General features: G+C 64.6%; 20 protein-coding genes and 1 pseudogene. 9 read left to right on the forward strand and 12 right to left on the reverse strand.

The window, feature by feature from the left end:
- Window positions 1–357: 357 nt before the first annotated feature.
- Entirely contained in the window at window positions 358–2,070 is a 1,713-nt protein-coding gene (locus FG94_RS11775; RefSeq protein WP_027865582.1) for a recombinase family protein, read from the reverse strand.
- A gap of 16 nt (window positions 2,071–2,086) precedes the next feature.
- Between FG94_RS11775 and FG94_RS11780 the strand changes: the two are divergent.
- Window positions 2,087–3,172: pseudogene (locus FG94_RS11780) on the forward strand (M64 family metallopeptidase); the annotation flags it as partial.
- Window positions 3,173–3,312: 140 nt separating this feature from the next.
- Complete coding sequence (locus FG94_RS11785) at window positions 3,313–3,801, forward strand: hypothetical protein (RefSeq protein WP_036211596.1); 489 nt, start codon at window positions 3,313–3,315, stop codon at window positions 3,799–3,801.
- 63 nt (window positions 3,802–3,864) lie between these two features.
- On the opposite strand, the gene parC is transcribed toward FG94_RS11785, so the two are convergent.
- Together parC and FG94_RS11795 are read right to left on the reverse strand one after the other, a co-directional pair.
- Entirely contained in the window at window positions 3,865–6,192 is a 2,328-nt protein-coding gene (gene parC, locus FG94_RS11790) for a DNA topoisomerase IV subunit A (protein ID WP_036211599.1), read from the reverse strand.
- Between the two features lie 177 nt (window positions 6,193–6,369).
- On the reverse strand, window positions 6,370–8,367 hold the full coding sequence (locus tag FG94_RS11795; RefSeq protein WP_036211602.1) for a DNA topoisomerase IV subunit B: 1,998 nt from the start codon (window positions 8,365–8,367) through the stop codon (window positions 6,370–6,372).
- Window positions 8,368–8,521: 154 nt separating this feature from the next.
- Here FG94_RS11795 and FG94_RS11800 point away from each other — a divergent pair, with 154 nt between their 5' ends.
- The 3 genes from FG94_RS11800 (at window position 8,522) to FG94_RS11810 (ending at window position 10,946) form a co-directional block, all read left to right on the forward strand.
- On the forward strand, window positions 8,522–9,397 hold the full coding sequence (locus FG94_RS11800; RefSeq protein WP_036211606.1) for a two-component system response regulator: 876 nt from the start codon (window positions 8,522–8,524) through the stop codon (window positions 9,395–9,397).
- A 145-nt stretch (window positions 9,398–9,542) separates the two neighbouring features.
- Window positions 9,543–10,544: a gamma-glutamyl-gamma-aminobutyrate hydrolase family protein gene (locus FG94_RS11805; RefSeq protein WP_036211609.1), complete on the forward strand. Its 1,002-nt coding sequence runs from the start codon at window positions 9,543–9,545 to the stop codon at window positions 10,542–10,544.
- A gap of 84 nt (window positions 10,545–10,628) precedes the next feature.
- Window positions 10,629–10,946 (forward strand): hypothetical protein, encoded by a 318-nt coding sequence (locus FG94_RS11810; protein ID WP_036211662.1) that lies wholly within the window; start codon window positions 10,629–10,631, stop codon window positions 10,944–10,946.
- A gap of 229 nt (window positions 10,947–11,175) precedes the next feature.
- On the opposite strand, the gene FG94_RS11815 is transcribed toward FG94_RS11810, so the two are convergent.
- From FG94_RS11815 to FG94_RS11835, 5 genes are all read right to left on the reverse strand, one after another.
- The gene (locus FG94_RS11815; RefSeq protein ID WP_036211613.1) at window positions 11,176–12,318 is read right to left on the reverse strand and encodes a YbdK family carboxylate-amine ligase; all 1,143 of its coding nucleotides are present in this window, start codon (window positions 12,316–12,318) and stop codon (window positions 11,176–11,178) included.
- Window positions 12,308–13,498 (reverse strand): cation:proton antiporter, encoded by a 1,191-nt coding sequence (locus FG94_RS11820; protein ID WP_036211616.1) that lies wholly within the window; start codon window positions 13,496–13,498, stop codon window positions 12,308–12,310. The genes FG94_RS11815 and FG94_RS11820 overlap by 11 nt, the downstream gene beginning before the upstream one ends.
- A gap of 206 nt (window positions 13,499–13,704) precedes the next feature.
- Window positions 13,705–14,874 (reverse strand): VWA domain-containing protein, encoded by a 1,170-nt coding sequence (locus FG94_RS11825; RefSeq protein WP_036211619.1) that lies wholly within the window; start codon window positions 14,872–14,874, stop codon window positions 13,705–13,707.
- A gap of 3 nt (window positions 14,875–14,877) precedes the next feature.
- Window positions 14,878–15,468, reverse strand: coding sequence for a GNAT family N-acetyltransferase (locus FG94_RS11830; protein WP_036211622.1), 591 nt, complete (start codon window positions 15,466–15,468; stop codon window positions 14,878–14,880).
- On the reverse strand, window positions 15,465–16,319 hold the full coding sequence (locus FG94_RS11835) for a MoxR family ATPase (protein ID WP_036211625.1): 855 nt from the start codon (window positions 16,317–16,319) through the stop codon (window positions 15,465–15,467). The genes FG94_RS11830 and FG94_RS11835 overlap by 4 nt, the downstream gene beginning before the upstream one ends.
- Before the next feature lie 179 nt (window positions 16,320–16,498).
- Here FG94_RS11835 and FG94_RS11840 point away from each other — a divergent pair, with 179 nt between their 5' ends.
- The 3 genes from FG94_RS11840 (at window position 16,499) to FG94_RS11850 (ending at window position 18,813) form a co-directional block, all read left to right on the forward strand.
- A complete protein-coding gene (locus FG94_RS11840) occupies window positions 16,499–16,846 on the forward strand; it encodes a cytochrome c (RefSeq protein ID WP_036211629.1) in 348 nt (115 codons plus the stop codon).
- 10 nt (window positions 16,847–16,856) lie between these two features.
- Window positions 16,857–17,195: a cytochrome c gene (locus tag FG94_RS11845; RefSeq protein WP_036211631.1), complete on the forward strand. Its 339-nt coding sequence runs from the start codon at window positions 16,857–16,859 to the stop codon at window positions 17,193–17,195.
- A gap of 100 nt (window positions 17,196–17,295) precedes the next feature.
- A complete protein-coding gene (locus FG94_RS11850; RefSeq protein ID WP_036211634.1) occupies window positions 17,296–18,813 on the forward strand; it encodes a SulP family inorganic anion transporter in 1,518 nt (505 codons plus the stop codon).
- 20 nt (window positions 18,814–18,833) lie between these two features.
- On the opposite strand, the gene FG94_RS11855 is transcribed toward FG94_RS11850, so the two are convergent.
- The 4 genes from FG94_RS11855 to FG94_RS11870 all read right to left on the reverse strand — a co-directional run bounded on the left by FG94_RS11855 (window position 18,834) and on the right by FG94_RS11870 (window position 23,290).
- Window positions 18,834–20,348: a retroviral-like aspartic protease family protein gene (locus FG94_RS11855; protein WP_036211637.1), complete on the reverse strand. Its 1,515-nt coding sequence runs from the start codon at window positions 20,346–20,348 to the stop codon at window positions 18,834–18,836.
- Window positions 20,349–20,500: 152 nt separating this feature from the next.
- Window positions 20,501–20,929 carry a DUF1841 family protein gene (locus FG94_RS11860; protein ID WP_036211640.1) on the reverse strand — a complete coding sequence of 143 codons (429 nt, stop codon included), beginning with the start codon at window positions 20,927–20,929 and terminating at the stop codon, window positions 20,501–20,503.
- A gap of 62 nt (window positions 20,930–20,991) precedes the next feature.
- Complete coding sequence (locus FG94_RS11865; protein ID WP_036211643.1) at window positions 20,992–22,521, reverse strand: aspartyl protease family protein; 1,530 nt, start codon at window positions 22,519–22,521, stop codon at window positions 20,992–20,994.
- 127 nt (window positions 22,522–22,648) lie between these two features.
- The gene (locus FG94_RS11870; RefSeq protein WP_036211646.1) at window positions 22,649–23,290 is read right to left on the reverse strand and encodes an RNA pyrophosphohydrolase; all 642 of its coding nucleotides are present in this window, start codon (window positions 23,288–23,290) and stop codon (window positions 22,649–22,651) included.
- Between the two features lie 204 nt (window positions 23,291–23,494).
- On the opposite strand from FG94_RS11870, the gene FG94_RS11875 reads away from it, so the two are divergent.
- Complete coding sequence (locus FG94_RS11875; protein ID WP_036211649.1) at window positions 23,495–25,213, forward strand: proline--tRNA ligase; 1,719 nt, start codon at window positions 23,495–23,497, stop codon at window positions 25,211–25,213.
- The last annotated feature ends 1 nt before the right edge of the window (window position 25,214 follow it).

A 25,214-nucleotide genomic window follows, 5' to 3' on the forward strand; every position in this document is an offset into this window, starting at 1 on the left:
CATCCGCATTCAGCGCTCGGCTACAAATCGCCGCGGATGTTTAGGAAAGAGCGACGCCGTCAGGCTCTGGAAACTGACGCTAACTAAGCATCAGGCTGTGTCCGGGAAAAGCGGGGCAAGATCACTGACCACCTCGGGTCCAACTCATCAATAAAACACCCTATGGAGGCTCCTGATGGCCTTCCTGAGCGTTTTATGGTGCTGGATGGCCCTCGATATTCGCCATCAGAGGATCATCCTTGACAGACGCCGCTACAAGTAGTTAAACAAAGCGTTCGCCCTCGCTTGATATTAATTCCTGGGACTGTTGGCCCATCGTTCGACAGGCCATGTCCCGGAAAAATCCTTTTTCAAATTTCAGGCCGGTACTTTCTTCGGTCCTAGCTTCTCCGACAGCCACGCCATCCCCTTAGCCGTCTCGGAGCCGTCTGCATCCTGCTCCTTCAACGTCTCCCTCTGGTCGGCGGATAACGGTACAGGAATGATGTCATCACCCCTGACGATGAATTGCAGGAAGGGACGCTCGACAGTCCGGGTGACGAACTCCGGCTCCTGATCGTCTGGGATCGGAAGCACTACAGTGCTCACTTGTGTTGGCCGAGTAGCGGTGTACACAGCTTCATCGCCGCCCCGGATACGCACTTTGATATTGAGCCGACAGAGCAGGGCATTGGCCCGCTGACGGTCATCACGCTCTGTTAGTGGAAGATTCGCCAACAGCCAATCCCTATCGCTCTGTGCGACGGTCTGAGCGGTATGCTTGGCTTCCAGTTCTTCCCGCTCCGCCTTCAGTCGCTTGAGATTCTTGTTTGCGATGGCAACCAGTTCGTACAGGAAGTCTTCTGCATCAGGCTCCGTTAGCTTCTTCATGTGTCGAGCGCGTGTAGTCTCTTCGGCATGAATCGAGGCATCTACCAGCGCCATCTGGTCCGTAATCTCTGCCGCGTCGGTCTGGATGAGGCCCAAACCTCCGACAGCTACCAGAAGCCGCTTGTACACCAGTTCGCTCTTGTCGGCTCGGACATTCAGAGATTCGCACAGTCCCCTACGCTTGTTAGCGCATGAAAGGTACTTGTAGCGGTAGGGCGGTGCGCCCTTCGTCACAAGATTCATGGATGACCCGCATACAGAGCAAGACGCAATTTGCTGCCACACTTGGAAGTTAGGCGTCTGCCGGGTGTAGTCGCCTTTACTACGCTTCGCCATTGCAGCGTGCGCAAGCTCCCATGTAGCAGGCTTGATAATCTGAGGGAAGTAGCCTTCGATCACGCCGCCGCCGTCTTTCGGCTCCCATTGTCCCAGAACGCACTTATTCTCAAGTACGTCCCTCACGCTCGACGGTCCCCAGCTATCGGCCCGTTGAGTCTCCCGCTTATCAGCATTGAGACGCCGTGCCGTAGCTACGAAGCCATGCCCCGCTATGCAGTCATCAAAGATGCGCTTGATGGTTTCAGTGTGTACCGGGTTAGGCTCATACTCCTTCTTCCCATCCTTCTCCACCAGATCAAGCCAGAAGGCTACCTGCTTTCCAACAGGCTTCTTCTCCTTCCTTGCTTTCTCAAACGCTGCTTGCCAGTTGTCTTTGCTACGCTTGGACTTGGTTTCCGATTCCTCGTTAGCTCTCTCCATCACGATGATGGACATAATCAGGTCTGAGCCTTTAGTCTTACCGGCGAAGTACACCTTCTCACCGTCCATTAAGGTCACGATGTTGACCCCGGCGTTCAAGATGCCTAGGAAGCGTTCTAGCGCTCTCTCGACGCTATCACGGCCCAACCTGTCCAAGCTTTCAACAACAAGGTAGGAACCCTTCGGAATCTTCTCATCCTCTACCAGATCGAGGAACCGCCTTAGCTGCCCCTTTGGCCCTACGTGGTCGCCGGTGTACCCTGATTTGCCTTCATCCAAAAACCTGTCGTCAGAAGGGATGACGCCGTGTTTAGCGCACCATTCCTCATACGCTTCTTGCTGTCGCAGTCGGCTCCGGCCTTTCTTCTGCATAGTGCGGGAGAACCTAACGTAGCTATAGGCGGTAGCGCCGGGAGTGATTTTCGTATCGGATGAGTTCATAGTCTCATTATGACACGAGTCGGTACGCTTTCCCAAGCCGGACCGGCCCGTGCGCGTACGCATCCTCAAGCGCGACGAGCGCAACCAGTTCTCGGTGGCCTGGAGCGTCGAGGTCGATGCGGATGCCCAGGAGGTCGTGAAGAAGCAGCCGGACCTGGCCGCGAAGCCGATTCCGGTGCACGTGAGCGGTCCGTCCGCCGACAAGGTCGACCTCCTAATCATGGGTGACGGCTACACCGCTGCGGAAATGAAGAAGTTCGAGGCGGACGCGCGGCGCCTGACCCAGTACCTGTTCTCGGTCTCGCCCTTCAAGGAGCGCGCCAGGGACTTCAACGTCTGGGCGCTGGCGCTGCCCACCAGCGAATCCGGCATCAGCCGCCCATCCACCGGCGTGCACCATGCATCAAAGCTGGGCACCCGCTACGACATCTTCGGTAGCGAGCGCTACGTGCTCACCCTGGACAACCGCGCGCTGCGCGACATCGCCCAGCACGCGCCCTACGAGTTCATCGAAATCCTGGTCAACACCGAGACCTATGGCGGGGGCGGCATCTTCGGCCAGTTCAGCACCGCGGCGGCCGGCAACGGCTGGGCCAACTACCTGTTCGTGCACGAATTCGGCCACCACTTCGCCGGCCTGGCCGACGAGTACTACACCTCGCCGGTCGCCTACGCGGCCGCCAGCACGCGCATGGAACCGTGGGAGCCGAACGTCACCGCGCTGCGCGATCCGGCCAACATCAAGTGGAAGCGCCACGTGAAGGCCGGCACGCCGCTGCCGACGCCCTGGCCCAAGGCTGAATACGAGGAAGCCTCGCGCGCCTACCAGAAGAAGCGCGCGGCGCTGCGTGCGGCGAACCGGCCGGAGAGCGAGATGAATGCGCTGTTCATCGAGGACCTGAAGGCGACCAACGCGCTGTTCGCGGGCAAACCCCATCGCCACGACGTGGGCGCCTTCGAGGGTGCGAATTACGAAGCCACCGGCTACTACCGGCCGGCAATGCAATGCCTGATGTTCGACCGCAGCGAAGCCTTCTGCCCGGTGTGCCAGGATGGGATTACCGACATCATCGACCTGTATGCGGGGAAAACTCGACCGTAAACTTTGCTTACAAAATGTCAAGGGTCTAAGTGGGCTGGCTAACAGACCCGGCGAGTGGAGAGTCCGTATTCTGGACTCGTCGTCACAACAATTATTTGCGCAAGCTGCACCGCGCGACCACTCACCGGAAAGGAATCACCATGAACAAACTGATCGCCACCCTCATCGCCGGCCTGTTCGCCACCGCTGCCCACGCCCAGACCGCCACCACCCCGGCCACCAACAGCGCCGTCGTGAAGGCCGAAGCCAAGGCCGAAAAGGACATCGTCAAGGCGGAAGCCAAGGAAGTGAAGACCGCGGCCAAGGCCGACGAGAAAGTGAACAAGGCAGTCGCCAAGGCCAACGAGAAGAAAGCCGAAGCCCACGCCGACGCCGTGAAGGCGCATGCCAACGCGGTCGAGAAGGTGGCGAAGGCCGATCCGGAAGACCGTGCCAAGGCGGTTGCCAAGGCCGAAGAAAAGATCGCCGACGCCAACCTGAAGGCCGACAAGAAGATGATCAAGGCGGACGAGAAGCTGCTCAAGACCCAGGTCGATGCGGCGGCCGACAAGGCCACTGCCGCAGCCAAGACCGAGCAGGCGCGCGCCGAAGCGACCGCGGACGTGCACAAGGCGGCTGCCAAGCACTAAGGCGGCGCCTCAAGTAAAAACGCCGGCTTGCGAGCCGGCGTTTTTCATTGCGCGTTCAAACGGTCAAGCGTCGGTCGCCCGCATCGCCAGGTCCTGCGCCTTGAGCTTGGCCGACAGCGGCTTGCCCTTGCGCGCGCGCTTGCCGAAGTGCGGCTCCAGGCCAGAGGCAAACAGCTCCACCGTGCGCGGCTTCGAGCCGGCCCAGGTGCCGATCACGTTCACGCCCTTCTGGTTGATCGGCTGCGCCGCCAGCAGGGTTTCCTTCGGCTCCAGTTCCATCAGCGTCACGCCGCGGCCGCCGTTGGTCAGCACCTTCATCTCGTCGATGCCGAACACCAGCACGCGGCCCTTCTCGGACAGGCAGGCGATCGCGCCGGCGGTGTCGCTCACGACCCGCGGCGCCAGCGGCACGGCCCCTTCGTCGAGCGTGATGAAGGACTTGCCGCCCTTCAGTCGGCTGATCATGTCGCCGGCCTTGGCAATGAAGCCGAAGCCGTTCGACGAGGCCAGCAGCAGGCGCGTTTCCGGGTTGCCTGCGAAGTAGTGCAGGATGCGCACGCCGCCCGACAGGTCGACCAGGGTGGTGATCGGCACGCCGTCGCCGCGCGCGCCCGGCAGGGCGGCCACCGGCACCGAGAAGGACTTGCCGTTGCTGCCGATGCCGATCAGGGAATCGACCGTGCGGCACTCGAAGGCCTGGAGCAGCGAGTCGCCGGCCTTGAAGGTGAACTGTGCCGGGTCGTGGCCGATGCCGGTGCGCGCGCGCACCCAGCCTTTCTCGGACACGATCACCGTCACCGGCTCGTCGATGACCTTCTGCTCGGCCACGGCGCGCTCGGCTTCCTCGATCAGGGTGCGGCGCTCGTCGCCGTACTGCTTGGCGTCCTGCTCGATCTCGCGGATGATCAGGCGCTTCATGCTGGACGGATTATTCAGGATGTCTTCCAGCTTTTCCTTTTCGCTGCGCAGCTCGGCCAGCTCCTGCTGGATCTTGATCGCTTCCAGGCGCGCCAGCTGGCGCAGGCGGATCTCGAGGATGTCCTCGGCCTGGCGCTCCGACAGGCGGAAGCGCTCGATCAGTGCGGCCTTCGGCTCGTCCGAATTACGGATGATGGCGATGACTTCGTCGATGTTCAGCAGGACGGTCTCGCGGCCTTCCAGGATGTGAATGCGGTCGTTGACCTTGCCCAGCCTGAATTCGGTACGGCGGCGCACGGTGACGAAGCGGAAGTCGATCCATTCCTGCAGGATGTCGGTCAGGCCTTTCTGGCGCGGACGGCCGTCGCCGCCGATCATCACCAGGTTCATCGGGCTGGAGGTCTCGAGCGAGGTATGCGCGAGCAGCATCAGCATGAACTCGTTCTGGTCCTGGTTCTTCGACTTCGGCTCGAACACGATGCGCACCGCCGCTTCGCGGCCCGATTCGTCGCGCACGGTGTCGAGCGCGCCGAGGATGGTCTGCTTCAGCGCCAGCTGCTCCGGCAGCAGGGCCTTCTTGCCGGCCTTGACCTTCGGGTTGGTGAGTTCCTCGATTTCTTCCAGCACGCGCTGGGCCGAGCAGCCCGGCGGCAGCTCGGTAACCACCGCCTGCCACTGGCCGCGCGCCAGTTCTTCGATCTTCCAGCGCGCACGCACCTTGAGCGAGCCGCGGCCGGTCGCGTACATGTCGGCGATGTTCGAGGCCGGGGTGATGATCTGGCCGCCGCCCGGGAAGTCCGGGCCGGTGATGTGGGTCATCAGCTCGGCATGGGTCATCTTCGGGTTGCGGATCAGGGCCACGGCGGCCGTCGCCACTTCGCGCAAGTTGTGCGACGGGATCTCGGTGGCCATGCCGACCGCGATACCGGAGGCGCCGTTGAGCAGCACCATCGGCAGGCGCGCCGGCAGCTGGCGCGGCTCGGTGGTGGAGCCGTCGTAGTTCGGCTGGAAGTCCACCGTGCCCATGTCGAGTTCGTCGAGCAGCAGGCGCGACACCGGCGTCAGGCGCGCTTCGGTATAGCGCATCGCCGCGGCGCCGTCGCCGTCGCGCGAGCCGAAGTTGCCCTGGCCGTCGATCAGCGGGTAGCGCAGCGAGAAGTCCTGCGCCATGCGCACCAGCGCGTCGTACACCGACTGGTCGCCGTGCGGGTGCAGTTTACCGAGCACGTCGCCGACCACGGTGGCCGATTTGCGCGGCTTGGCGGTGTGGCCCAGGCCCAGTTCGTGCATCGAGTACAGGATGCGGCGCTGGACCGGCTTCTGGCCGTCCGAGACGTCCGGCAGCGCGCGGCCCTTGACCACCGAGACGGCGTAGTCGAGGTAGGCGCGCTCGGCGAAGGTGGATAGGGTGAGCGTTTCGGTGTCGTCCGAAGGCGCGTTTTGTTGTTCGAAGAGGCTTGCTTGCGTCGTCATGATTGTTTGTTCGTTTCTTGGGCGGCTAGTGCTGGTGGCTGCTCAAGCAAACTTGGGTTCCGGCCTTCGCCGGAACGACGGTCTTTAGGCTAACGGTGCTATGACCACTAACTTTTGCACGTCATCCCGGCGCAGGCCGGGATCCAATTTTGCGTGCAGACTGCTCACATATCTCGCTTAGATATCCGCTTCCGTTTCGTTGCCGTGTTCTTCCAGCCAGGCGCGACGGGCGGCGGCTTCGCCTTTCCCCATCAGCATGTTGAAGCGCGAGCCCGACTCGGCCAGGCTGTACTGGCCGAAGGCGACCGGCAACAGGCGGCGGGTGTCCGGGTTCATGGTGGTTTCCCACAGCTGTTCCGCATTCATCTCGCCCAGGCCCTTGAAGCGCGAGATGCTCCACACGCCTTCCTTCAGGCCTTCTTTTTTCAGCTTGTCCTCAATGGCCAGCAGTTCGCCGTCGTCCAGCGCGTAGAGCTTTTGCAGCGGCTTCTTGCCGCGCGCCGGCACGTCGACGCGATACAAGGGAGGACGCGCCACGCAGATGTGGCCGTTGCGGAACAGGGCAGGGAAGTGCCTGAAGAACAAGGTCAGCAGCAGTACCTGGATGTGCGAACCGTCCACGTCCGCATCGGACAGGATGCAGATCTTCCCGTAGCGCAGGCCGGTCAGGTCCGGATTGTCGTCGACGCCGTGCGGGTCGACGCCGATCGCCACCGCGATGTCGTGGATCTCGTTGTTCGCGAACAGGCGGTCGCGCTCGGTCTCCCAGGAGTTCAGCACCTTGCCGCGCAGCGGCAGGATGGCCTGGAATTCCTTGTCGCGGCCCATCTTGGCCGAGCCGCCCGCCGAGTCGCCCTCGACCAGGAACAGCTCGTTGCGGGTGATGTCGGTCGATTCGCAATCGGTCAGCTTGCCCGGCAACACGGCCACGCCCGAGGACTTCTTCTTTTCGACCTTCTGCAGCGAACGCAGGCGCGATTGCGCCTGCTTGATGACGAGTTCGGCCAGCTTCTTGCCGTATTCGACGTGCTGGTTCAGCCACAACTCGAGTGGCGGGCGGGTGAAGGTCGAGACCAGCTTGACCGCGTCGCGCGAGTTCAGGCGCTCCTTGGTCTGGCCCTGGAACTGTGGGTCCAGCACTTTTGCGGACAGCACGAAGGAGACGCGTGCGAACACGTCTTCCGGCAGCAGCTTGACGCCTTTCGGCAGCAGCGAGTGCATCTCCACAAAACTCTTCACGGCGCCGAACAGGCCGTCGCGCAGGCCGGACTCGTGGGTGCCGCCGCTCACGGTCGGGATCAGGTTGACGTAGGACTCGCGCACCACGCTGCCTTCCTCGGTCCAGGCCACCACCCAGGCCGCGCCTTCGCCTTCGGCAAAGCCCTCGTCACCGAGCGCGGCGTACTGCGCACCCTCGAACAGCGGGATCACGGTCTGGCCGTTGGAGGCCTGGGCCAGCGCCTCGGTCAGGTAGCCGCGCAGGCCTTCGTCATAGCGCCAGGTCTGGACGTCGCCGGTCTTGGCATTGGTGAGCGTGACGGTCACGCCCGGCAGCAGCACGGCCTTCGAGCGCAGCAGACGCTGCATGTCGCCAAGGGGAATGTTCGGCGAATCGAAGTACTTCGGGTCGGGACGGGCGGTGACGCGGGTGCCGTTCTTCTTGCCGCCGCGCTCAGCCGGGCGCGAAGTCAGGGGCTCGACCAGGTCGCCGTTCTCGAACGCCAGCTCGTGCACGCCATTGCCCTCGTCGTCCTTGCGCCAGACGGTGATTTCCAGGCGCGTGGACAGCGCATTGGTGACCGATACGCCGACGCCGTGCAGGCCGCCGGAGAAGGCATAGGCGCCGCCCGAGCCCTTGTCGAACTTGCCGCCCGCGTGCAGGCGGGTGAAGACGATCTCGACCGTCGGCACGTTTTCTTCCGGGTGCAGTCCAACCGGGATGCCGCGGCCATCGTCTTCGACCGTGACCGAGCCGTCCGTGTTCAGGGTGACGGCGATGTTCTTGCAGTGTCCGCCCAATGCCTCGTCGGAGGCGTTGTCGATCACTTCCTGGATGATGTGCAGCGGGTTTTCGGTCCGGGTGTACATGCCCGGACGCTGTTTCACGGGCTCGAGTCCTTTGAGGACGCGGATGGATGATTCGCTGTAGTCAGATGCGGGTTTCTTGGAAGCCATGCTGGTATGTGTAAATTCAATGCTTGCGCATTCTATCTCTTGTCACGCGGAAAGTTGGCCATTTTTGAGATGCCAAACGTGCTTGTTAGTCCACACTATTGTGCTAGATTAAAACGATGTGACCGGAAGTGTTATTGGAAAGGCTGGAAAAGCGATGCCCGCAGCCAGATATCCATTTACCGTCCGCCTGGTCGGTTTCGCGCCCCCTGAATGCGCCCAGCTCGAGACGCTGCTGGCGCAAGCCCCGCTGGCGGGGCCGGCGTATTTTTGCCTGCACGACGACAGTTTGCAAGAACCCGACCTGTACGTCGCCGATGGCGCGAACCCGGCCGCCCTGGCGCGCCTGGCCTGCCTGCCGCCCGGCGCGCCCCAGCCCATCCTTCTGATCGGCGGCGATGGCGCCAGCATTCGCCGCACCCTGCCGCGTCCCATCGATCCCGCCAGCCTGTACGAAGTCCTGGCCGAACTGCTCGACACCCGCGTGCAGGCGCTGGCAGCCCTGGCTGCGCGCGGCGAACGCTGCCTGCCCGAGCGGCGCCGAAGGCCGCGGCTGGCACCGGACACCGAGGCGCCGGATTATTACCAGCGCCTGCGCCACGGCCCGCCCGATGGCGCCGTCCTCATCATCGACAAGGGCGGCGCCTTCCGCGACCATGTGGCGCGGGTCGTGGCCAATCCGCTTGCCAACCCTTTGAGCAGCACGCCCGGCGACGCCACCGTCTCCCGGCCGGTCGAATGGACCGACAGCAGCCGCGCCGCCGTGCGCCTGTGCGACGAGACGCCGGTGTCGCTGGTCATGATCAACACCTGCGCTCCAGGCATCGAACCGTATAGCCTGAGCAGCGCCATCAAGTCGCAGGAAGGGGCAGGGCGTACCGCCGTGCTGTTTCTTGTCGGGCAATCGTTCAAGTACGACAGCCTGCGCGCCCGCGATGCCGGTGTACGCGGACTGCTCGACAAACCGGTGGCCGACCGCCACCTGCTGGCTACCTTCCAGAAGCTGCTGGCACTACCACTCAGCAAGCCTTAATAAAAACTACTGTAATTGCATACAGTATCAACCGAAACGGGAATTCCCGCAAGCTGCCGGTTTTGCAACATGCCTGCGCGGCGCGATGAGCATTTTGTAACAACTTCAAATCGTGCGCGGCCATGGCGCGGCTATATTGCTAGTCATGGCGCAAGACGAACCCCAACCACCCCCGGAAGTACCCGGTCCCCCGATCGAGAAGCGTCCCGAAGCCCCGGTGCGGGTGCCCGACCGGCGCGCGACCCAGGGGCAGACCATGCGCGGGCATGCCAAGTACCAGCGCGACGGCGATACGCCGCTGGCGCTGGCCGGGCGCGTCATCGGCTCGCGCTGGCGCGCCCTGCGCGAACGCTTCAACCGCGATTTCATGAACCGTACCCTGCATATCGGGGTGTCGGCGCGCATCTTCCATCCGGAACCCGGCGCCCGGGGCCTGCTCAGCAAGAACCTGCAATACCTTGAAGAGTCGATCGCCCAGTGGGTGATGTCGCGCGACGTGCTGGTATTCATGATCCCCACCGTGAACACCAACGGCCTGCTCCATCCCAGCAACATCACCCTGCGCCACTATGCGCGCCACCTCGACGGGCTGGTGCTGCAGGGCGGGGCGGACGTGGCGCCGCAGACCTATTCCGAAGTGCCGACCCGGCCCGAGTGGAGCGGCGACCGCGCACGCGACGTCTACGAGCTCGAGCTGCTGCACGAATTCGTCGACGCCGGCAAACCCGTGCTGGGCGTGTGCCGCGGCTGCCAGCTGATCAACGTCGCCTTCGGCGGCACGCTCTACCAGGACGTCGTCACCAACGTGCCCGAGGCGCTGGCCCACGTGCAGGACATCTACGATGCGCACCGCCATGCGATCCGCTTCCCGGCCGGTTCCTCGCTCGGCAAGATGTTCCACGGTGTCGAACGGCCGATCGTCAATTCGATCCACCACCAGGCGGTCAAGGAACTGGGGCGTGATATCCGCGTCGAGGCCTATTCGGAGCCCGACGGCATCGTCGAGGCCATCCGCTACGAGCGGGCCGACTTCGTCATGGGCCTGCAGTGGCACCCGGAATTCCACCGCGCCGGCGGTGTCGAGCTGCTCGACTGCACGCCGGTGCTGGACGAGTTCCTGCGCGCGGCGCGCGAGACCCGGCTGTAACAAACGCTTGCTTTCATCTCCCGGTCGGACAATAATGAATGAGAATCATTCTCATTCATTTGATTGTTTCCTTGGGAGGTGTGCATGAGTATTCCTGTCGCAGACCCTGCGCGCAGCCAGGACGTGCTGCTGGTGGCGTCGCTGCTGCACCTGATGTCGCACTACACCGCGCGCGCTAACGGTGAGCAGCCCTGCGTCAAGCTGGCATCGGTGATCGAGCGCCACCTGTGCGCGCTGTCACGGCTGCCGGACGTCGATCCGGTGCTGCGCGCCACCTGTGAACAGCTGGCCGAGCGCTGGGCCGGATTGGTGGACGCGCAGCTGCCGCAGCCGGTGAAGCAGCCGCTGCTGGCCAGGTTCATGAAAGGGAGCTGGGGTGGGAAGGCGATAGTGGCGCAGTGAGGTCTCTTTGCGTTAATCCACCACATAGCTACGGTTATTGTTGGCGGTAGCACGTCATCCCGGCGTAGGCCGGGATCCAATTTCTTCAACTAGCCACCTACCTAGAACTTGGGCACCGGCCTTCGCCGGTGCGACGGTTTTCAAGTCGCCGTGTATCGTCGAGATAGCGCGACATTCGCCGAATGGGCTCCCGCCTTCGCGGGAGCGACGAATCGGCAGCCGCAGGCCATCAGCCCTGCCGCCAGCGCATCCGCCGCTCGCCCCTGAAGCGCTGGATCGCCCCGTTCACCATGCCTTCGACGCTGCCTTCGCGCTCGAACACGTGGCGCAGCTGGGCCGCGTCGCTGCCTTCGCGCGCCGCCTGCGCCAGGTGCTGCAGCGCCTCGACGCTGCCCAGCGCCTCGGCATGCGGCATCATTCTGTCCAGCGTGGCCAGGATGTCCTCGCGCATTGGCACGTTGGCATAGGTCTTCGGATGCGTGATCGCGCCCTCCAGCCCGAAGCGGCAGGCCTGGAAGCGGTTGTAGTTGTAGACCAGGTAGTCGTCCTCCACCGGCGGCGCGTCGACGCGCTCCAGCAGGTGGCGGCACAGGGCCTGCAGGTAGGCCGCCAGCGCCGCCGCGCGCTCCACCGTGAGCGGCGTGTCGCATACGCGCAGCTCGATGGTGCCGTACTCGGGCTTGGGCCGCAGGTCCCAGTAGAAGTCCTTCATGCTCTTGATGATGTTGGTGCGCTCCATCTTGGCGAAGTACACGTCGGTGAACTCCTGCCAGCTCAGGACGAAAGGCGCGCGCCCGCTCATCGGGAAGGCGAACACGGAATTCAGCCGCGCCGAATCGAAGCCGGAATCAATGCCCTGCACGAAGGGCGAGGAGCTCGACAAGGCGATGAAGTGAGGCAGGTAGCGGTTCAGCGCGTGCAACAGGTACAGGGCGTCGTCGCCATTGGCGCAGCCGATGTGCACGTGCTGGCCGAACACGGTGAACTGCTTGGCCAGGTAGCCGTACAGCTGCGACAGGTATTCGTAGCGCGGCTTGCTCGAGATCTTCTGATCCGACCAGTGCTGGAACGGATGGGTGCCGCCGCCCGCGATGCCGATGTTGAGCATGTCGCCGGCCGCCACCAAGGTGTCGCGAATGGCCCGCAATTCCTCCAGCAGCGGCCCGTAGGACGAGTGCACGCTCGAGTTAATCTCGATCATGCTCTCGGTGATCTCGGGCGTCACGTTGCCGGGAAAGGGCTTGCGCTTCAGGAGGTGCAGCAGGTCGGGGGCCGCCGCGGTCAGGTTGAAGTCCGACAGGCTGACCAGCTGCAGTTCCAGTTCGACGCCGAAGGTGAGCGGCTGCGAGGGATTGAAGGCTTCAAGCGGCATCGGGACGCTCCGGAGCTTCGCGCGCCCACACCAGGGCGCGCTGGATGATGACGGGACCGAACACTTCGAGCAGCATCGTCACCGCGGCCATCGCGCGCAGTTCCTCGACGACGTGCACGCCCGCGTGGCGCGCATGTTCGATCAGCAGGATCACGAACACCGACAAGGGGGCCAGCCCCAGGCTGGTGAGCGCGCCCTTGCGCCACGACACGCCGGACAGGTGGGCAAACGCGGTCACGCCGATGGTCTTGGCCAGCTGGCGCACCGCCACCACGATCACCGCCAGCGTTGCGCCGGTAGCCACCTGGCGCCAGTCGAGCGTGGAGGCGGCGTAGATGAACAGCAGCACGGTCAGCACTTCGCCCAGCGCGCCGAAATTGCGCTGCGCCTGGCTGAAGGCGATGCGGCGATGGCGCGCCGTCAGGCCGAACATGAGCGCCGCGATGTAGGGCGAGAGCGAACCGGCATCGCAGATCGACACCAGGAGCACGATGGCGAGCGCGAAGGCGGCCGTGGCGTCGTGGCGCGGGTTATGCAGGGCGCGCAGGAGGGCAGGGACGGCGACCCCGAACACCGCGCCGACCAGGGCCGACCCGGCCAGCGTGACGAGGCTTTGCCACAGGGCTTCGCCCACCGCGTCAAAAGTGTGGAAGATCCAGAAGCCGATGATGGCATTGAAGGCGAACACCGCCAGCACGCAGTTCAGCGCCGTCAGGTGCAGCACGCGCTCGGTGACCTGGCCCGAGCTGCGGTATTCGTTGATGACGCGGACGATGGTGGCGGGCGAGGTGCCCATCGAGAGCGCGGCCATCATCAGCGCCACCAGCTGGGAGCTGCCGAAGGCCAGCGCCACCAGGTAGACCAGCACGAAGGTGAGCAGGCTTTCCGCCAGCCCGGCCACCCCGATCCAGGGATTGTGGCGCAGCCAGCGCAGGTTGATGCGGTAGCCCAGTTCGAACAGGATCAGGCCGAAGGCGATGTCGGCCAGCAGCGCCACCGGGCCGGCGTCGGGCGCCGGCAGCACGCCGATCTGGGTGCTGCCCAGCGCGAAGCCGGCCAGGCCATAGAAGCTGATGCGGGGCAGGCCCGTGAAACGCTGGCCGAATTCGCCGGCCAGCCAGGCGATGGCGAGCGCGATCGGCCACGCAAGGCTGGTCAGGATGGGCAGCAGGTCGGGCATGCGTTTCCCCGTGAATGTATGCAAATCGATGGATTTTGTAGGGTGGGCGGGTCTCCCGCCCACGCGGCGATCGTTAGCGGCGACATTGCCGAATGCGACATCTCAACCCGTGCCTATCACCGCGTGGGCGGCATAGCCGCCCACCCTACGATCTGTTGACAATTCTACAAGAGGCTTTCGCGCGCACGATTGATGTGCGAAAGGTCCTACTTGCTGAGCAGCCGCATGGCCCGTTCCAGCCCCTCCAGGGTGATCGGGAACATCCTGTTATTCATGATCTGCCGGATCACGGCGATCGATTGCCGGTATTCCCACAGGTGTTCCGGCTCGGGATTGAGCCAGGCGAACTTGGGGAAGGCGCTGGTGAAGCGCGCCAGCCAGGCGGCGCCGGCTTCCTCGTTGTTGTACTCGACCGAGCCGCCCGGCGCCAGCACCTCGTAGGGACTCATGGTGGCGTCGCCGACAAAAATCACGCGGGTGTCGTTCGGGTAGGTGCGCAGCACGTCCCAGGTCGGGAAGCGCTCGCTGTGGCGGCGCCGGTTGTTCTTCCACAGGTAGTCGTAGACGCAGTTGTGGAAGTAATAGAACTCCATGTTCTTGAATTCGCTCTTGGCGGCCGAGAACAGTTCTTCCACGCGCTCGATGTGGTCGTCCATCGAGCCGCCGACATCGAGCAGCATCACCACCTTGATGCGGTTCTTGCGCTCGGGCTGCATGCGGATGTCGAGGTAGCCCGCGTTGCTGGCGGTGGCGCGGATGGTGTCGTCCAGCGCCAGTTCTTCCGCCGCGCCGGTGCGGGCGAAGCGGCGCAGGCGGCGCAGCGCCACCTTGATGTTGCGGGTGCCGAGCTCGCGCTCGTCGTCGTAGTCGCGGTAGCTGCGCTGCTCCCAGATCTTGACCGCGGTGCGGTTGCGGCCCTGGCCGCCGATGCGGATGCCTTCCGGGTTGGTGCCGCCGTTCCCGAAAGGCGAGGTGCCGCCGGTGCCGATCCACTTGTTGCCGCCCTCGTGGCGTCCCTTTTGTTCCTTCAGCAGTTCTTCCAGGCGCTGCTGCAGCTTGTCGTAGCCGAGCTTTTCCAGCGCGGCCTTTTGTTCGGGCGTGAGCTCGCGCTCGAAGCGCTTGAGCAGCCAATCGAGGGGAATGTCGGCCTTTTCGTCGAACACCGCGTTCACGCCCTTGAAGTAGGCGCCGAAGGCGCGGTCGAACTTGTCGAAGTGGGCCTCGTCCTTCACCAGCGTCAGGCGCGCGAGGTAGTAGAACTCGTCGAGCGAGGGCGCGGTCACGCCCTGCTGCAGGGCTTCCAGCAGGGTCAGGAATTCCTTGATCGTGACCGGGACCTTGGCGTCACGCAGGGTGTAGAAGAAGTCGATCAGCATGGTTCAGGCTCGTGCGTGCCGCTCCAGGCGCTCGTGCAGGGCGCGCTTGATGAGCGGCCATTCGCCTCGCAGGATGCTGTACATGACGGTGTCGCGCACCGTGCCGTCGCGGCGCAGGGCGTGGTGGCGGATGACCCCATCCTTCTTCGCGCCCAGGGCTTCGATGGCGGCCTGCGAGGCAAAGTTCTCGCAGTCGGTGCGCAGGCCGACCACCCCGCAGCCGAGCGTGTCGAAGGCGTGCGACAGCAGGAGCAGCTTGCAGCTGGTGTTCACATGGGTGCGCTGGACGCGCCTGGCGTACCAGGTGTAGCCGATCTCGACGCGGTCCACGCTTGGGACGATGTCGTGGTAGCTGGTCGTGCCCAGCACGCTGCCGTGGCGCGCGTCGACGACGGCGAAGGCGAGGCGGTCGCGCGTGTCGAGCGCGGTGCCGATGTACTGCGCCGCATTGTGCGGCTCGGGCACGCTGGTCACGCGCAGCTTCCACAGTTCGCCGTCACTGGCGGCGGCGCGCAGGCCGTCCTCGTGGTGCGGCGCCAGCGGCTCCAGGCGCAGGCCGTTGAACTCGAGCGTGGCAGGCAGCACCTTGATCACCGGTTGGTCCTCGACATGTAGACCAGGCGCTCGAACAGGTGCACGTCCTGCTCGTTTTTCAGCAGGGCACCATGCAGCGGCGGCACGATGGCCTTGTTGTCCTGGCTGCGCAGGGCATCAAACGGGATGTCCTCGGCCAGCAGGAGCTTGAGCCAGTCGAGGAATTCCGAAGTCGAGGGCTTCTTCTTGATGCCGGCGACCTCGCGCAGCTCGTAGAAGCTCTGCAGGGCGGCCCCCAAGAGGTCCTGCTTCAGGGTCGGGAAGTGCACCTTGACGATGTCGGCCATGGTGTCCCGGTCCGGGAATTTGATGTAATGGAAGAAGCAGCGGCGGAGAAAAGCGTCCGGCAATTCCTTCTCGTTGTTCGAGGTGATGATCACCAGCGGGCGGTGCTTGGCCACCACCATCTCGCGCGTCTCGTAGACGTAGAACTCCATGCGGTCCAGTTCGCGCAGCAGGTCGTTCGGGAACTCGATATCGGCCTTGTCGATCTCGTCGATGAGCAGGACGGTCGGTTCCGGCGCGGTGAAGGCCTGCCACAGCACGCCCTTGACGATGTAGTTGTGGATGTCGCGCACGCGCTCGTCGCCCAGCTGCGAGTCGCGCAGGCGCGACACCGCGTCGTACTCGTACAGGCCCTGCTGGGCCTTGGTGGTCGACTTCACGTGCCACTGCAGCAGCGGCATGCCGAGTGCCGCCGCGACCTCTTCGGCCAGCATGGTCTTGCCGGTGCCCGGCTCGCCCTTGATCAGGAGCGGGCGGCCGAGCGTGAGCGCGGCGTTGACGGCCAGTTTCAGGTCGGCGGTGGCGACGTAGTTGTCGCTGCCTTCGAAGCGTGGGGAAGCGTGCATGGGCGTTGTCGGATTGGAGTGAAATGAAGCCGAGTATATGCCAGAACACAGGCGCGGACAGGGCTGCGCGCGTTTGTAGACTGGTGACAACTCTTCAGATAGAATCGACAGGTTGGTAGTCCATTTGCTAACTTTTTGTGCGTTTGCGGTATTCGAATTACAACTAACGAGCCACACCCATGAAAACATCTTTAGCACTACTGGTATTGGCAGCGTTTGCCGCCAGCGCCACCCCGGCCGCCGCGGCGGAAGTTGTCGGCAATCCGAAAGCAGCACCGGCCAAGATCGAAATGTGCATCGGCTGCCACGGCATCCCGGGCTACAAGTCGGGCTTCCCCGAGGTCTACCGCGTTCCCATGATCGGCGGCCAGTCGGCCAAGTACATCGAAAGCGCGCTGAAGGCCTATCGCAAGGGCGAGCGCAAGAACCCGTCGATGGTGGGCATCGCCGCCTCGCTGAGCGACCAGGACATCGCCGACGTCGCCGCCTATTATTCGCAGCAGACCCCCGCCACCGCCAAACGCTAAGGACCAGCCAATGAAAAAACTGATCTATGCGCTGGTTGCCGGCGCTTTTGCCCTGAACGCTACGGCGGCCGACGTCTCGAAAGGCGAGGCGCTGGTCAAGAAGTACAACTGCGCGTCCTGCCACGGCGCCGACTACAACAAGCCGATCGACCCGAGCTATCCGAAGCTGGCCGGTCAGCATGCCGACTACCTGGCCCACGCCCTGCGCGCCTACAAGCGCGGCGCCGGCGCCAACGGCCGTACCAATCCGATCATGGCAGGGCAGGTGCAGCCGCTGTCGAACAAGGACATGGCGGACATCGGCGCCTACCTGGCCAGCCTGCCGTCGCAGTTCGTGGTCAGCAAGTAACAAGACACAGCAGCTTCCAGCGGTCCCAGCGTCCAGCTGGTAAACTGACGATCCCCCCGACCGGGCAGCCGGCGGGGGGATTTTGTTTTCCGGAGCCCCGATGTCCTTGTCCCCGTCCTACCTCAAATCCAACCTGCTCAGCGGCCTGACCGTCGCCCTGGCGCTCGTCCCCGAGGCGATCGCTTTTGCCCTGGTGGCCCAGGTTTCGCCCCTCACCGGCCTGTACGCCGCGGTGCTGGTCTCCTTCATCACATCATGCTTTGGCGGGCGCCCCGGCATGATCTCGGCCGCGGCCGGATCGCTGGCGGTGGTGATGGTGGCGCTGGTGGTGCAGCACGGGCCGCAGTACCTGTTCGCGGCCGTGGTGCTGATGGGCGTGCTGCAACTGCTGTTCGCGGCCGCGCGCCTGGGCAAGTTCATCCGCATGGTGCCGCACCCGGTCATGCTCGGCTTCGTCAACGGCCTGGCGCTGGTGATCTTCGTCGCCCAGTTCGGCCACTTCAAGACGCCGGGCCCGGACGGCACGGTGCAATGGATGGATGGCCTTGAGCTGGCCACGATGCTGGCGGTGGTCGCCGCCACCATGGCCGTCATCTACCTCACGCCGCGCTTCACCAAGGCGGTGCCGAGTACCCTGGTCGGCATCCTGGCGGCCAGCGCCGGCTGCGCGCTGCTGGGCATCGACACCAAGACCGTGGGCGACCTCGGTTCGATCGCCGGCGGGCTGCCCAGCTTCGCGGTGCCCGAGGTGCCGTGGAACCTGGAGACCCTGCGCATCGTGTTCCCGTATGCGCTGGTGCTGGCCGGCGTTGGCCTGATCGAGTCGCTGCTCACGCTCACCCTGCTCGACGAGATCACCGACACCCGCGGCCAGCCCAACCGTGAATGCCTGGCGCTGGGCGCGTCCAACGTCGTCACCGGCTTCTTCGGGGGCATGGGCGGCTGCGCCCTGATCGGCCAGAGCATGATCAACGTGAGCAGCGGCGGTACCGGGCGCCTGTCGGGCATCGTGGCCTCCCTGTTCCTGCTCTCCTTCATCCTGGTGGGGTCAAGCTGGATCGAGCAGATCCCGCTGGCGGCGCTGATCGGCGTGATGTTCGTGGTCTGCGAGAAGACCTTCGAGTGGGGCACTTTCCGCCTGTTCGGCAAGGTGCCGCGGGCGGACGCGCTGGTGATCGTGCTGGTGGCGGGCATCACCCTGGCCTTCGACCTGGCGGTGGCGGTGCTGGCCGGGGTGGTCGTCTCGGCCCTGGTGTTCGCCTGGCAGCATGCCAAGCAGATCCGCGTCACCACCGGCACCGATGCGCAGGGATGGAAGGTCTACGAGCTGGAAGGCACGCTGTTCTTTGCCTCGGTGACCGGCTTCCAGGAGATGTTCGCGCCGAAGACCGATCCGCAGGACGTGGTCATCGAGTTCCGTCGCGCGCGCGTGGCCGACCACTCGGCGATCCAGGCCATCGATGCCCTGGCCGAGCGCTACCGCGCATTGGGCAAGCGCCTGCACCTGCGCCACCTGAGCCCGGACTGCCGCGAGCTGCTCGAACGCGCCCGCGACATGATCGAAGTGAACCTGCCGGAAGACCCGCGCTACCGCGTCGCCGACGACAAGCTGGGTTGATTCGCGCCGCCGTGCACTGATCAGGTACCCAGCTTGGTATAGGTCAGTTCGGGCGTGGTGCAGCTGGCCGCGATCTGGGCGTCGATGGCTTTCTCCGCATCCGGCTGGGCATGCGCGCGGTACCAGTCGCCCATCGCCGCCAGCGCTTCGCAGCGGCGCTCCTTGCCTTCGCTGCGCGCGCCGCCGGCTTCTGCCAGGAGCTTGTCGGCCGACAGGGTGCCGAGGTAGAACTCGCCGATCAGTTTCGGCCATTCGTCGCTCGCGGTGCGCGAGAAGATCGTGGCCAGCTCCGATTTCGCCAGCTCGGGCTGGCCGCTGCGTACGCGTGCGAGGTAGAGCCAGAGGGCGCCGTGGCGTTCGGCCGGCAGCTTGTCGAGCGCGCTGCGCAGGCGCGTGGCGGCAGCGGCATAGTCGCGCTGCGCCAGCAGCTCATGGCCGGTGTACAGGTTGGCATGGCCGCTGCCGCCCTTGGCCGCCTTTTCCAGCCATTCTTTCGAGCGCTCGCTGTCCTTCGCGACCAGCTTGCCGCTGCGGTAGGCGCGGGCCAGTGTGAACTGGGCGTCGGCGTTGCCGCCCTCCGCCTCGGCCAGGACCCATGGCTCCAGCGTGCGCCGCTGGCCGAAAGGCTCGCCGCCCACATAGGAAAAGTACAGCTTGTTCTGGCTCAGCGCGAACAGCACGCGGTGGGCGCGCAGGAAGTCCGCGCCCAGTACCACGTCGGCCATGTTCAGGCCGGAGTTTTCCACGCCCATCTCCGCGTTCTGGACGGTTTCCTCGCCAATCTGGAAGGTGGTCGTCACGTGCCAGCGTTGGGCCGAGTAGTTGCCGATGCCGCCGATATCCGAGCCGCGCGTGGCGCCGGGACCGTCCAGCGCGATCCCGGCACGCTTGGCGGCATCGGCGGTGATCATGGAGGCAAAGGCGCCGGTGTCGATCATCGCCTCCAGTTCCTTGCCGTTGATGCGTACGAAGAACTTGGGGTTCATGTGGTGTTCGTCGTGGCGCCGCAGCGGGATCGCCTGCACGTCCTTGCCCCAGTAGCCGAGCCAGGTGCCGCCGCATTTCTCGGGGACGAAGAAGGTCAGCTGCTTGGTGGGGAGCGAGATCTCCACATCGGTCTGGAACAGGAAGGGCGCGCCCAGGATGCCGTCGTAGGAGGGCGTGTCGCCGAAGCTGCCGATCACCGGCATGTTGCTGCGGCCGGCGCGGACCGGCCCGACGATGAATTCGTTGACGATGGAAGCAAAGATCGGTGAACTGCCGCCGAATCCCTGGGCATGCCTGCCGGTGGCGTACAGGCGGATGCCGCGCCGCTCGGTGCCGGTGCGCGTCAGCGCGGTCGCATAGGCGCCGGTGTCGACCAGCAGTTCGGCCGGGGAGCCGTTGATGCTGCCCTCCGCCGTGATTTCCAGGCCCATGCCGCTATAGCGCAGCGGCAGCTTGCCGATCGGCGTATACGTGCAGGTCTGCGCGGCGGCATGGGAGAGGGGGAGGAGGGCGCAGGCCGCGCCCAGCAGGCGGAGGATGGTTTTCATGCATAAATACTAGGAGGAAACTTGCATTCCTGGCAATCCTGTATGCATAAACACGGCGTAAATAGGGACGCCCCGGGTAAACTGTTGGGATTTGGAACATGATACAAAAAATGCGGCCTGTGCCGCATTTTTGAATCGTGTTGCCGTGTCCCTCAGCGCGTGGCGCGCTGGCGCACGCATTCGATATAGGCCTCGGTATCCGGCGGCAGGCCGGCGCGCTGCGACTTCCAGATCATCTCGCCGAGGCATTCCATGATCTCGTGGTGCGCCTCGTGCTCGCCGATGCGGTTCACCAGCAGGTCGTGCGCGGCCTTGATGCCGCGCGGCTGGTCGATCGAGACCTGCTCGGCGATCGACAGGTGCATCGACAGGTGCAGGAAGGGATTCGGCTTGCCGCCTTCGACCGAGTAGTCGCGGGCGATGGCCGCTTCGACGTCGTCGAGTTCGGCGTGGTATTCGGGATGCTGGACGATCCAGTCGGCCGCGATGGCGTCCATCGGGCTCAGGATCTCGCCGTTGCGCTGCTTGCGCAGGGCTTCGCAGAAAAAGCGGCGCACGTCGTGCGAGGACGGAGTGAACATGGCTGGGGAGGCAGAAAAAAGGCGGGAAGCCGGCATTCTAGCGCTTCCTGCCGTTGTCTGCTTCAGGATGCCTTGCCGGCAGGGGCGGGCGCGGCGCCGCACTCCGGGCGGTGGAACATGATCGACTTGGCCTTTTCCATGTCGCCCGTGGCCGCCGCATGCTCGCCCATCATGGTCTTGGCCACGCAGACCTGGCCCCTGGCGCGGCTCTTGTCGTCACGCGCTTCCTCCAGCAGTTCCTGGTCGTCCAGCTTGCCGAGGAAGTAACGCGCGACCGGATTCGGCCACTGGTCATTGTCGTCGCGCCTGAACGCCTTTTCCAGGTCGGCCTTGGCCGCCTCGCCTTCGCCCAGGTGCAGGCGCGCCAGGTAGAGCCAGAGGGCGGCGCTGCGGTCGCCCGGGAGCTTCTCGAGGCCCAGGCGCAGGTGCCGGGCCGCCTGCGCATACTGGCGCCGCGGCATGTGGCTGCGTCCGATGAAGAAGTTGGCAGACGCATTGCCGCCGGCGGCGGCGCGCTCGAGCCAGGCCTTGGCCTGGACCGGGTCGCGCGGCACGCCCTGGCCGTAGCCGTAGAGGGAGGACAGCATCATCTGGGCATCCGTGTTGCCGCCGTCCGCCTCCTGCTGCATCCAGGGCTCGATGCCGCGGCGCTGGCCCAGCGGCTCGCCGCCGATGTAGCTGATGTAGAGCTTCCTCTGGCTCATGGCGAACAGGACCCGGTGCGCGCGCAGGAAGTCCACGCCGAGCAGCACGTCGATGTCCTGCAGGTCGGTATCGATCACGCCGACCCGCGCATTGCTGATGGTCTCGGGGCCCAGTTCCAGCTTGTCGAACACGGTCACCCAGCGCGCCACCATGGCCTCGCCGATGCCGGCGCTGTAGCCGGCGCGTTCGACGCCCGGCGCGTCGAGCTTGAGGCCGGCGCGCCTGGCGGCGGCAAGCGTGACGACGGTGGTCGAGGAACCGCTGTCGATGATGGCGTTGAGCTTTTTTCCGTTCAGCAGGACGGTAAAGTGGGGATTCGGGCTGTCGCTGTAGCTGCGCTCGAAGGGGATGACGACCGCCTGGCGGTCCCAGTAGGCCAGGAATTCATCCTTGCGGCAGTCGAGCGGCCGGAAGAAGCGGATCTGCTTTTCCGCCAGCGAGAATTCGAGGTCCGCCTGCAGCAGGAAAGGGGCGCCGACGATGCCGTCGAAGGCCGGTGCGACGCCGAAGTCGTGCAATACCCTGAGCGTGCCGGGCCTGGAAGAGGCCGGGCCGGCACGGAATTCCTTGAAACGGGTCTGGTAGACGCGGCTGTAGCCGCCGATGCCCAGGCTGCTCCGGCCGGTGTTCCACAGCGTCATGTCGCGCGGCTCGGTGCCGGTGCGCGTCAGCGCCGTGTCGCTGGCGCCGGTATCGACCAGCAGGGTGGCAGGGGTGTTGTTGAGCGAGCCTTCCATGGTCAATGCGAGATTGGGCCCGGTATAGCGCACCGGAACACTGGCGACATTGACGTACTTGCATCCCTTGGGCGCGTCTTCCTGCTGCGCATGGACGGGCAAGGCGGCGGACAGGGCGGCGAGGGCGAGCAGGCGGATGAGCGGGTTCATCCGGACATTGTCATGGCTGGATGCGCCCGTGACAATTCGATCGGCATAAAGCGAGGGATGAAACGGGGCATCCGCCGCGGGCGCGGCCGAAGAAAGCCACGGGAAGCGCTGCTCCCCGTGGTTCGGCTTACTCGTCCGGCAACAGCACCAGCGAATCCGGCGCCGCCGGCTTGGCGGCGGCAGGCGCCACCGCATTGGCCGCCAATGCCTGCTGGCCCTTGCCGCCCTGGGCGCGGCTGTGCGGCTGGCGCAGGTAGCGCGCGCTGTGGCGGCGTTCGCCGTGCTGGCCCTTGGCCGGCCAGGTGATGAAACGCGACAGCTCCTGCAGCGCGCGCTGGTAGACATCGCGCTTGAACTCGATGACCACGTCCAGCGGCACCCAGTAGTCGTGCCAGCGCCAGGCGTCGAACTCGGGATGGTCGGTCAGGCGCAGGTTGACGTCGTTATCGCGCGCCATCATGCGCAGCAGGAACCAGATCTGCTTCTGGCCACGGTAGTGGCCGCGGATCTCGCGCTTGATGAAGTGGTCGGGCACTTCATAGCGCAGCCAGTCGCGGGTGCGGCCCACGATCTTGACGTGCTCCTGCCGCAAACCGATTTCTTCCTCCAGCTCGCGGTACATCGCCTGTTCCGGCGTCTCGCCGTATTTGATACCCCCTTGCGGAAACTGCCATGAGTGCTCGCGCACCCGCTTGCCCCACCACACCTCGTTGTTGGCGTTCAGCAGGATGATGCCGACGTTGGGGCGGAACCCTTCACGATCGAGCATAAGTGCACCTCGAAACTTTCTGCCGGCCGTACGATCCTTATATTTTTACCCACAAAGTGCCTTGCCCGCCCCGCCGGCGGATTGCCAGCGCAGCGGGTGATGCTTGTTCCGGACCCATTTGTAGAAAGATTGGACGCATCAGCCAGCTAATCCTTTAAAATTAGGTCGATTATAACCCTCTCTTTTTAAAAAGAATTCACGGATATGCGCGCCTCACGATTTTTTATTTCAACTCTTAAAGAAGCGCCTTCGGACGCGGAAATCGTCAGCCACCAGTTGATGATGCGCGCCGGGATGATCAAGCGCCTCGGCTCGGGCATCTACACCTACATGCCGACCGGCCTGCGCATCATCCGCAAGGTCGAGAACATCATCCGCGAAGAGATGAACAAGGCCGGCGCGATCGAACTCTTGATGCCGCTCGTGCAGCCGGCCGAACTGTGGCAGGAGACCGGCCGCTGGGACAAGATGGGCCCGGAACTGATGCGCGTGAAGGACCGCCACGGCCGTGAGTTCGCCATCCAGCCGACCTCGGAGGAAGTCGTCACCGACGTCGTGCGCAGCGAGCTCAAGTCCTACCGCCAGCTGCCGATCAACTTCTACCACATCCAGACCAAGTTCCGCGACGAGCGCCGTCCGCGCTTCGGCCTGATGCGCGGCCGCGAGTTCACGATGAAGGATGCGTATTCCTTCGACCGCGACGTCGAGGGCATGCAGAAGTCCTACGCGACCATGTTCGACGCCTACACCAAGATCTTCACCCGCTTCGGCCTGAAGTTCCGCGCGGTGGCGGCCGACAACGGCGCCATCGGCGGCACCGGCTCGCATGAATTTCACGTCATCGCCAGCACCGGCGAAGACGCGCTGGTGTACTGCCCGGACTCGGACTACGCCGCCAACATCGAAGCGGCCGAAGCGCTGGCCAGCGGCGCGCGTGGTGCGGCGACGCAGGAACTGGTCAAGACCTCGACTCCTGGCAAGACCAAGTGCGAGGCGGTGGCCGAACTGCTGAGCATCCCGCTGCAGCACCACGTCAAGAGCATCGCCCTGACCGTCGAAAACGAAGGCAAGAAGAGCTACTTCCTGCTGCTGCTGCGCGCCGACCATGAACTCAACGAGATCAAGGTGAACAAGGTGCCGGGCCTGAAGGAATTCCGCTTCTCGACCGAAGCCGAAATCCAGGAAGTGTACGGCACCGTGCCGGGCTACCTCGGTCCGATCGGCACGAAACTGCCGGTCACGGTGGTGGCCGACCGCACGGTGGCCAACATGGCCGACTTCGTCTGCGGCGCGAACGAGGCCGACTACCACTACGTCGGCGCCAACTGGGGCCGCGACTGCGCCGAGCCGCTCGTGGCCGACCTGCGCAACGTGGTCGAAGGCGATCCTTCGCCGGATGGCAAGGGCGTGCTGGCGATCGAGCGCGGCATCGAAGTGGGCCACGTGTTCCAGCTCGGTACCGCCTATTCGGAAGCGATGGACGCCACCTTCCTGGACGAAGCCGGCAAGCCGGCCCCGCTGCAGATGGGCTGCTACGGCATCGGCGTGACCCGCATCCTGGGCGCGGCGATCGAGCAGAACTACGACGACAAGGGCATCATCTGGCCGGATTCGATCGCCCCGTTCGAGCTGGTGCTGTGCCCGATGGGCCTGGACCGCAGCGAGATGGTCAAGGAACAGACCGAGAAGCTGTACGCCGAACTGCAGGCGGCCGGTGTCGACGTGATCGTCGACGACCGCGGCCTGCGTCCGGGCGCGATGTTCGCCGACTGGGAACTGATCGGCGTGCCGCACCGCGTCGTGATCGGCGAGCGCGGCCTCAAGGAAGGCAACCTGGAATACCAGGGCCGCCGCGACGAAGCCGCCACCAGCGTGCCGGTCGACGGCATGGTCGCCTTCATCAAGGGCAAGCTGGGCAAGTGAA

The organism is Massilia sp. LC238, from assembly GCF_000735635.1.
Classification (GTDB): domain Bacteria; phylum Pseudomonadota; class Gammaproteobacteria; order Burkholderiales; family Burkholderiaceae_D; genus Telluria; species Telluria varians.

What these genes read in the sequence shown, in the direction of transcription:
- FG94_RS11870 (WP_036211646.1), bottom strand. Translation starts at nt 23,290, where the DNA reads ATGCTCGATCGTGAAGGGTTCCGCCCCAACGTCGGCATCATCCTGCTG.
- FG94_RS11860 (WP_036211640.1), bottom strand. Translation starts at nt 20,929, where the DNA reads ATGTTCACTCCGTCCTCGCACGACGTGCGCCGCTTTTTCTGCGAAGCC.
- FG94_RS11810 (WP_036211662.1), top strand. Translation starts at nt 10,629, where the DNA reads ATGAGTATTCCTGTCGCAGACCCTGCGCGCAGCCAGGACGTGCTGCTG.
- FG94_RS11775 (WP_027865582.1), bottom strand. Translation starts at nt 2,070, where the DNA reads ATGAACTCATCCGATACGAAAATCACTCCCGGCGCTACCGCCTATAGC.
- FG94_RS11865 (WP_036211643.1), bottom strand. Translation starts at nt 22,521, where the DNA reads ATGAACCCGCTCATCCGCCTGCTCGCCCTCGCCGCCCTGTCCGCCGCC.
- FG94_RS11835 (WP_036211625.1), bottom strand. Translation starts at nt 16,319, where the DNA reads ATGCACGCTTCCCCACGCTTCGAAGGCAGCGACAACTACGTCGCCACC.
- FG94_RS11795 (WP_036211602.1), bottom strand. Translation starts at nt 8,367, where the DNA reads ATGGCTTCCAAGAAACCCGCATCTGACTACAGCGAATCATCCATCCGC.
- FG94_RS11840 (WP_036211629.1), top strand. Translation starts at nt 16,499, where the DNA reads ATGAAAACATCTTTAGCACTACTGGTATTGGCAGCGTTTGCCGCCAGC.
- FG94_RS11845 (WP_036211631.1), top strand. Translation starts at nt 16,857, where the DNA reads ATGAAAAAACTGATCTATGCGCTGGTTGCCGGCGCTTTTGCCCTGAAC.
- FG94_RS11805 (WP_036211609.1), top strand. Translation starts at nt 9,543, where the DNA reads ATGGCGCAAGACGAACCCCAACCACCCCCGGAAGTACCCGGTCCCCCG.
- FG94_RS11850 (WP_036211634.1), top strand. Translation starts at nt 17,296, where the DNA reads ATGTCCTTGTCCCCGTCCTACCTCAAATCCAACCTGCTCAGCGGCCTG.
- FG94_RS11855 (WP_036211637.1), bottom strand. Translation starts at nt 20,348, where the DNA reads ATGAAAACCATCCTCCGCCTGCTGGGCGCGGCCTGCGCCCTCCTCCCC.
- parC (WP_036211599.1), bottom strand. Translation starts at nt 6,192, where the DNA reads ATGACGACGCAAGCAAGCCTCTTCGAACAACAAAACGCGCCTTCGGAC.
- FG94_RS11825 (WP_036211619.1), bottom strand. Translation starts at nt 14,874, where the DNA reads ATGCTGATCGACTTCTTCTACACCCTGCGTGACGCCAAGGTCCCGGTC.
- FG94_RS11820 (WP_036211616.1), bottom strand. Translation starts at nt 13,498, where the DNA reads ATGCCCGACCTGCTGCCCATCCTGACCAGCCTTGCGTGGCCGATCGCG.
- FG94_RS11875 (WP_036211649.1), top strand. Translation starts at nt 23,495, where the DNA reads ATGCGCGCCTCACGATTTTTTATTTCAACTCTTAAAGAAGCGCCTTCG.
- FG94_RS11800 (WP_036211606.1), top strand. Translation starts at nt 8,522, where the DNA reads ATGCCCGCAGCCAGATATCCATTTACCGTCCGCCTGGTCGGTTTCGCG.
- FG94_RS11785 (WP_036211596.1), top strand. Translation starts at nt 3,313, where the DNA reads ATGAACAAACTGATCGCCACCCTCATCGCCGGCCTGTTCGCCACCGCT.
- FG94_RS11815 (WP_036211613.1), bottom strand. Translation starts at nt 12,318, where the DNA reads ATGCCGCTTGAAGCCTTCAATCCCTCGCAGCCGCTCACCTTCGGCGTC.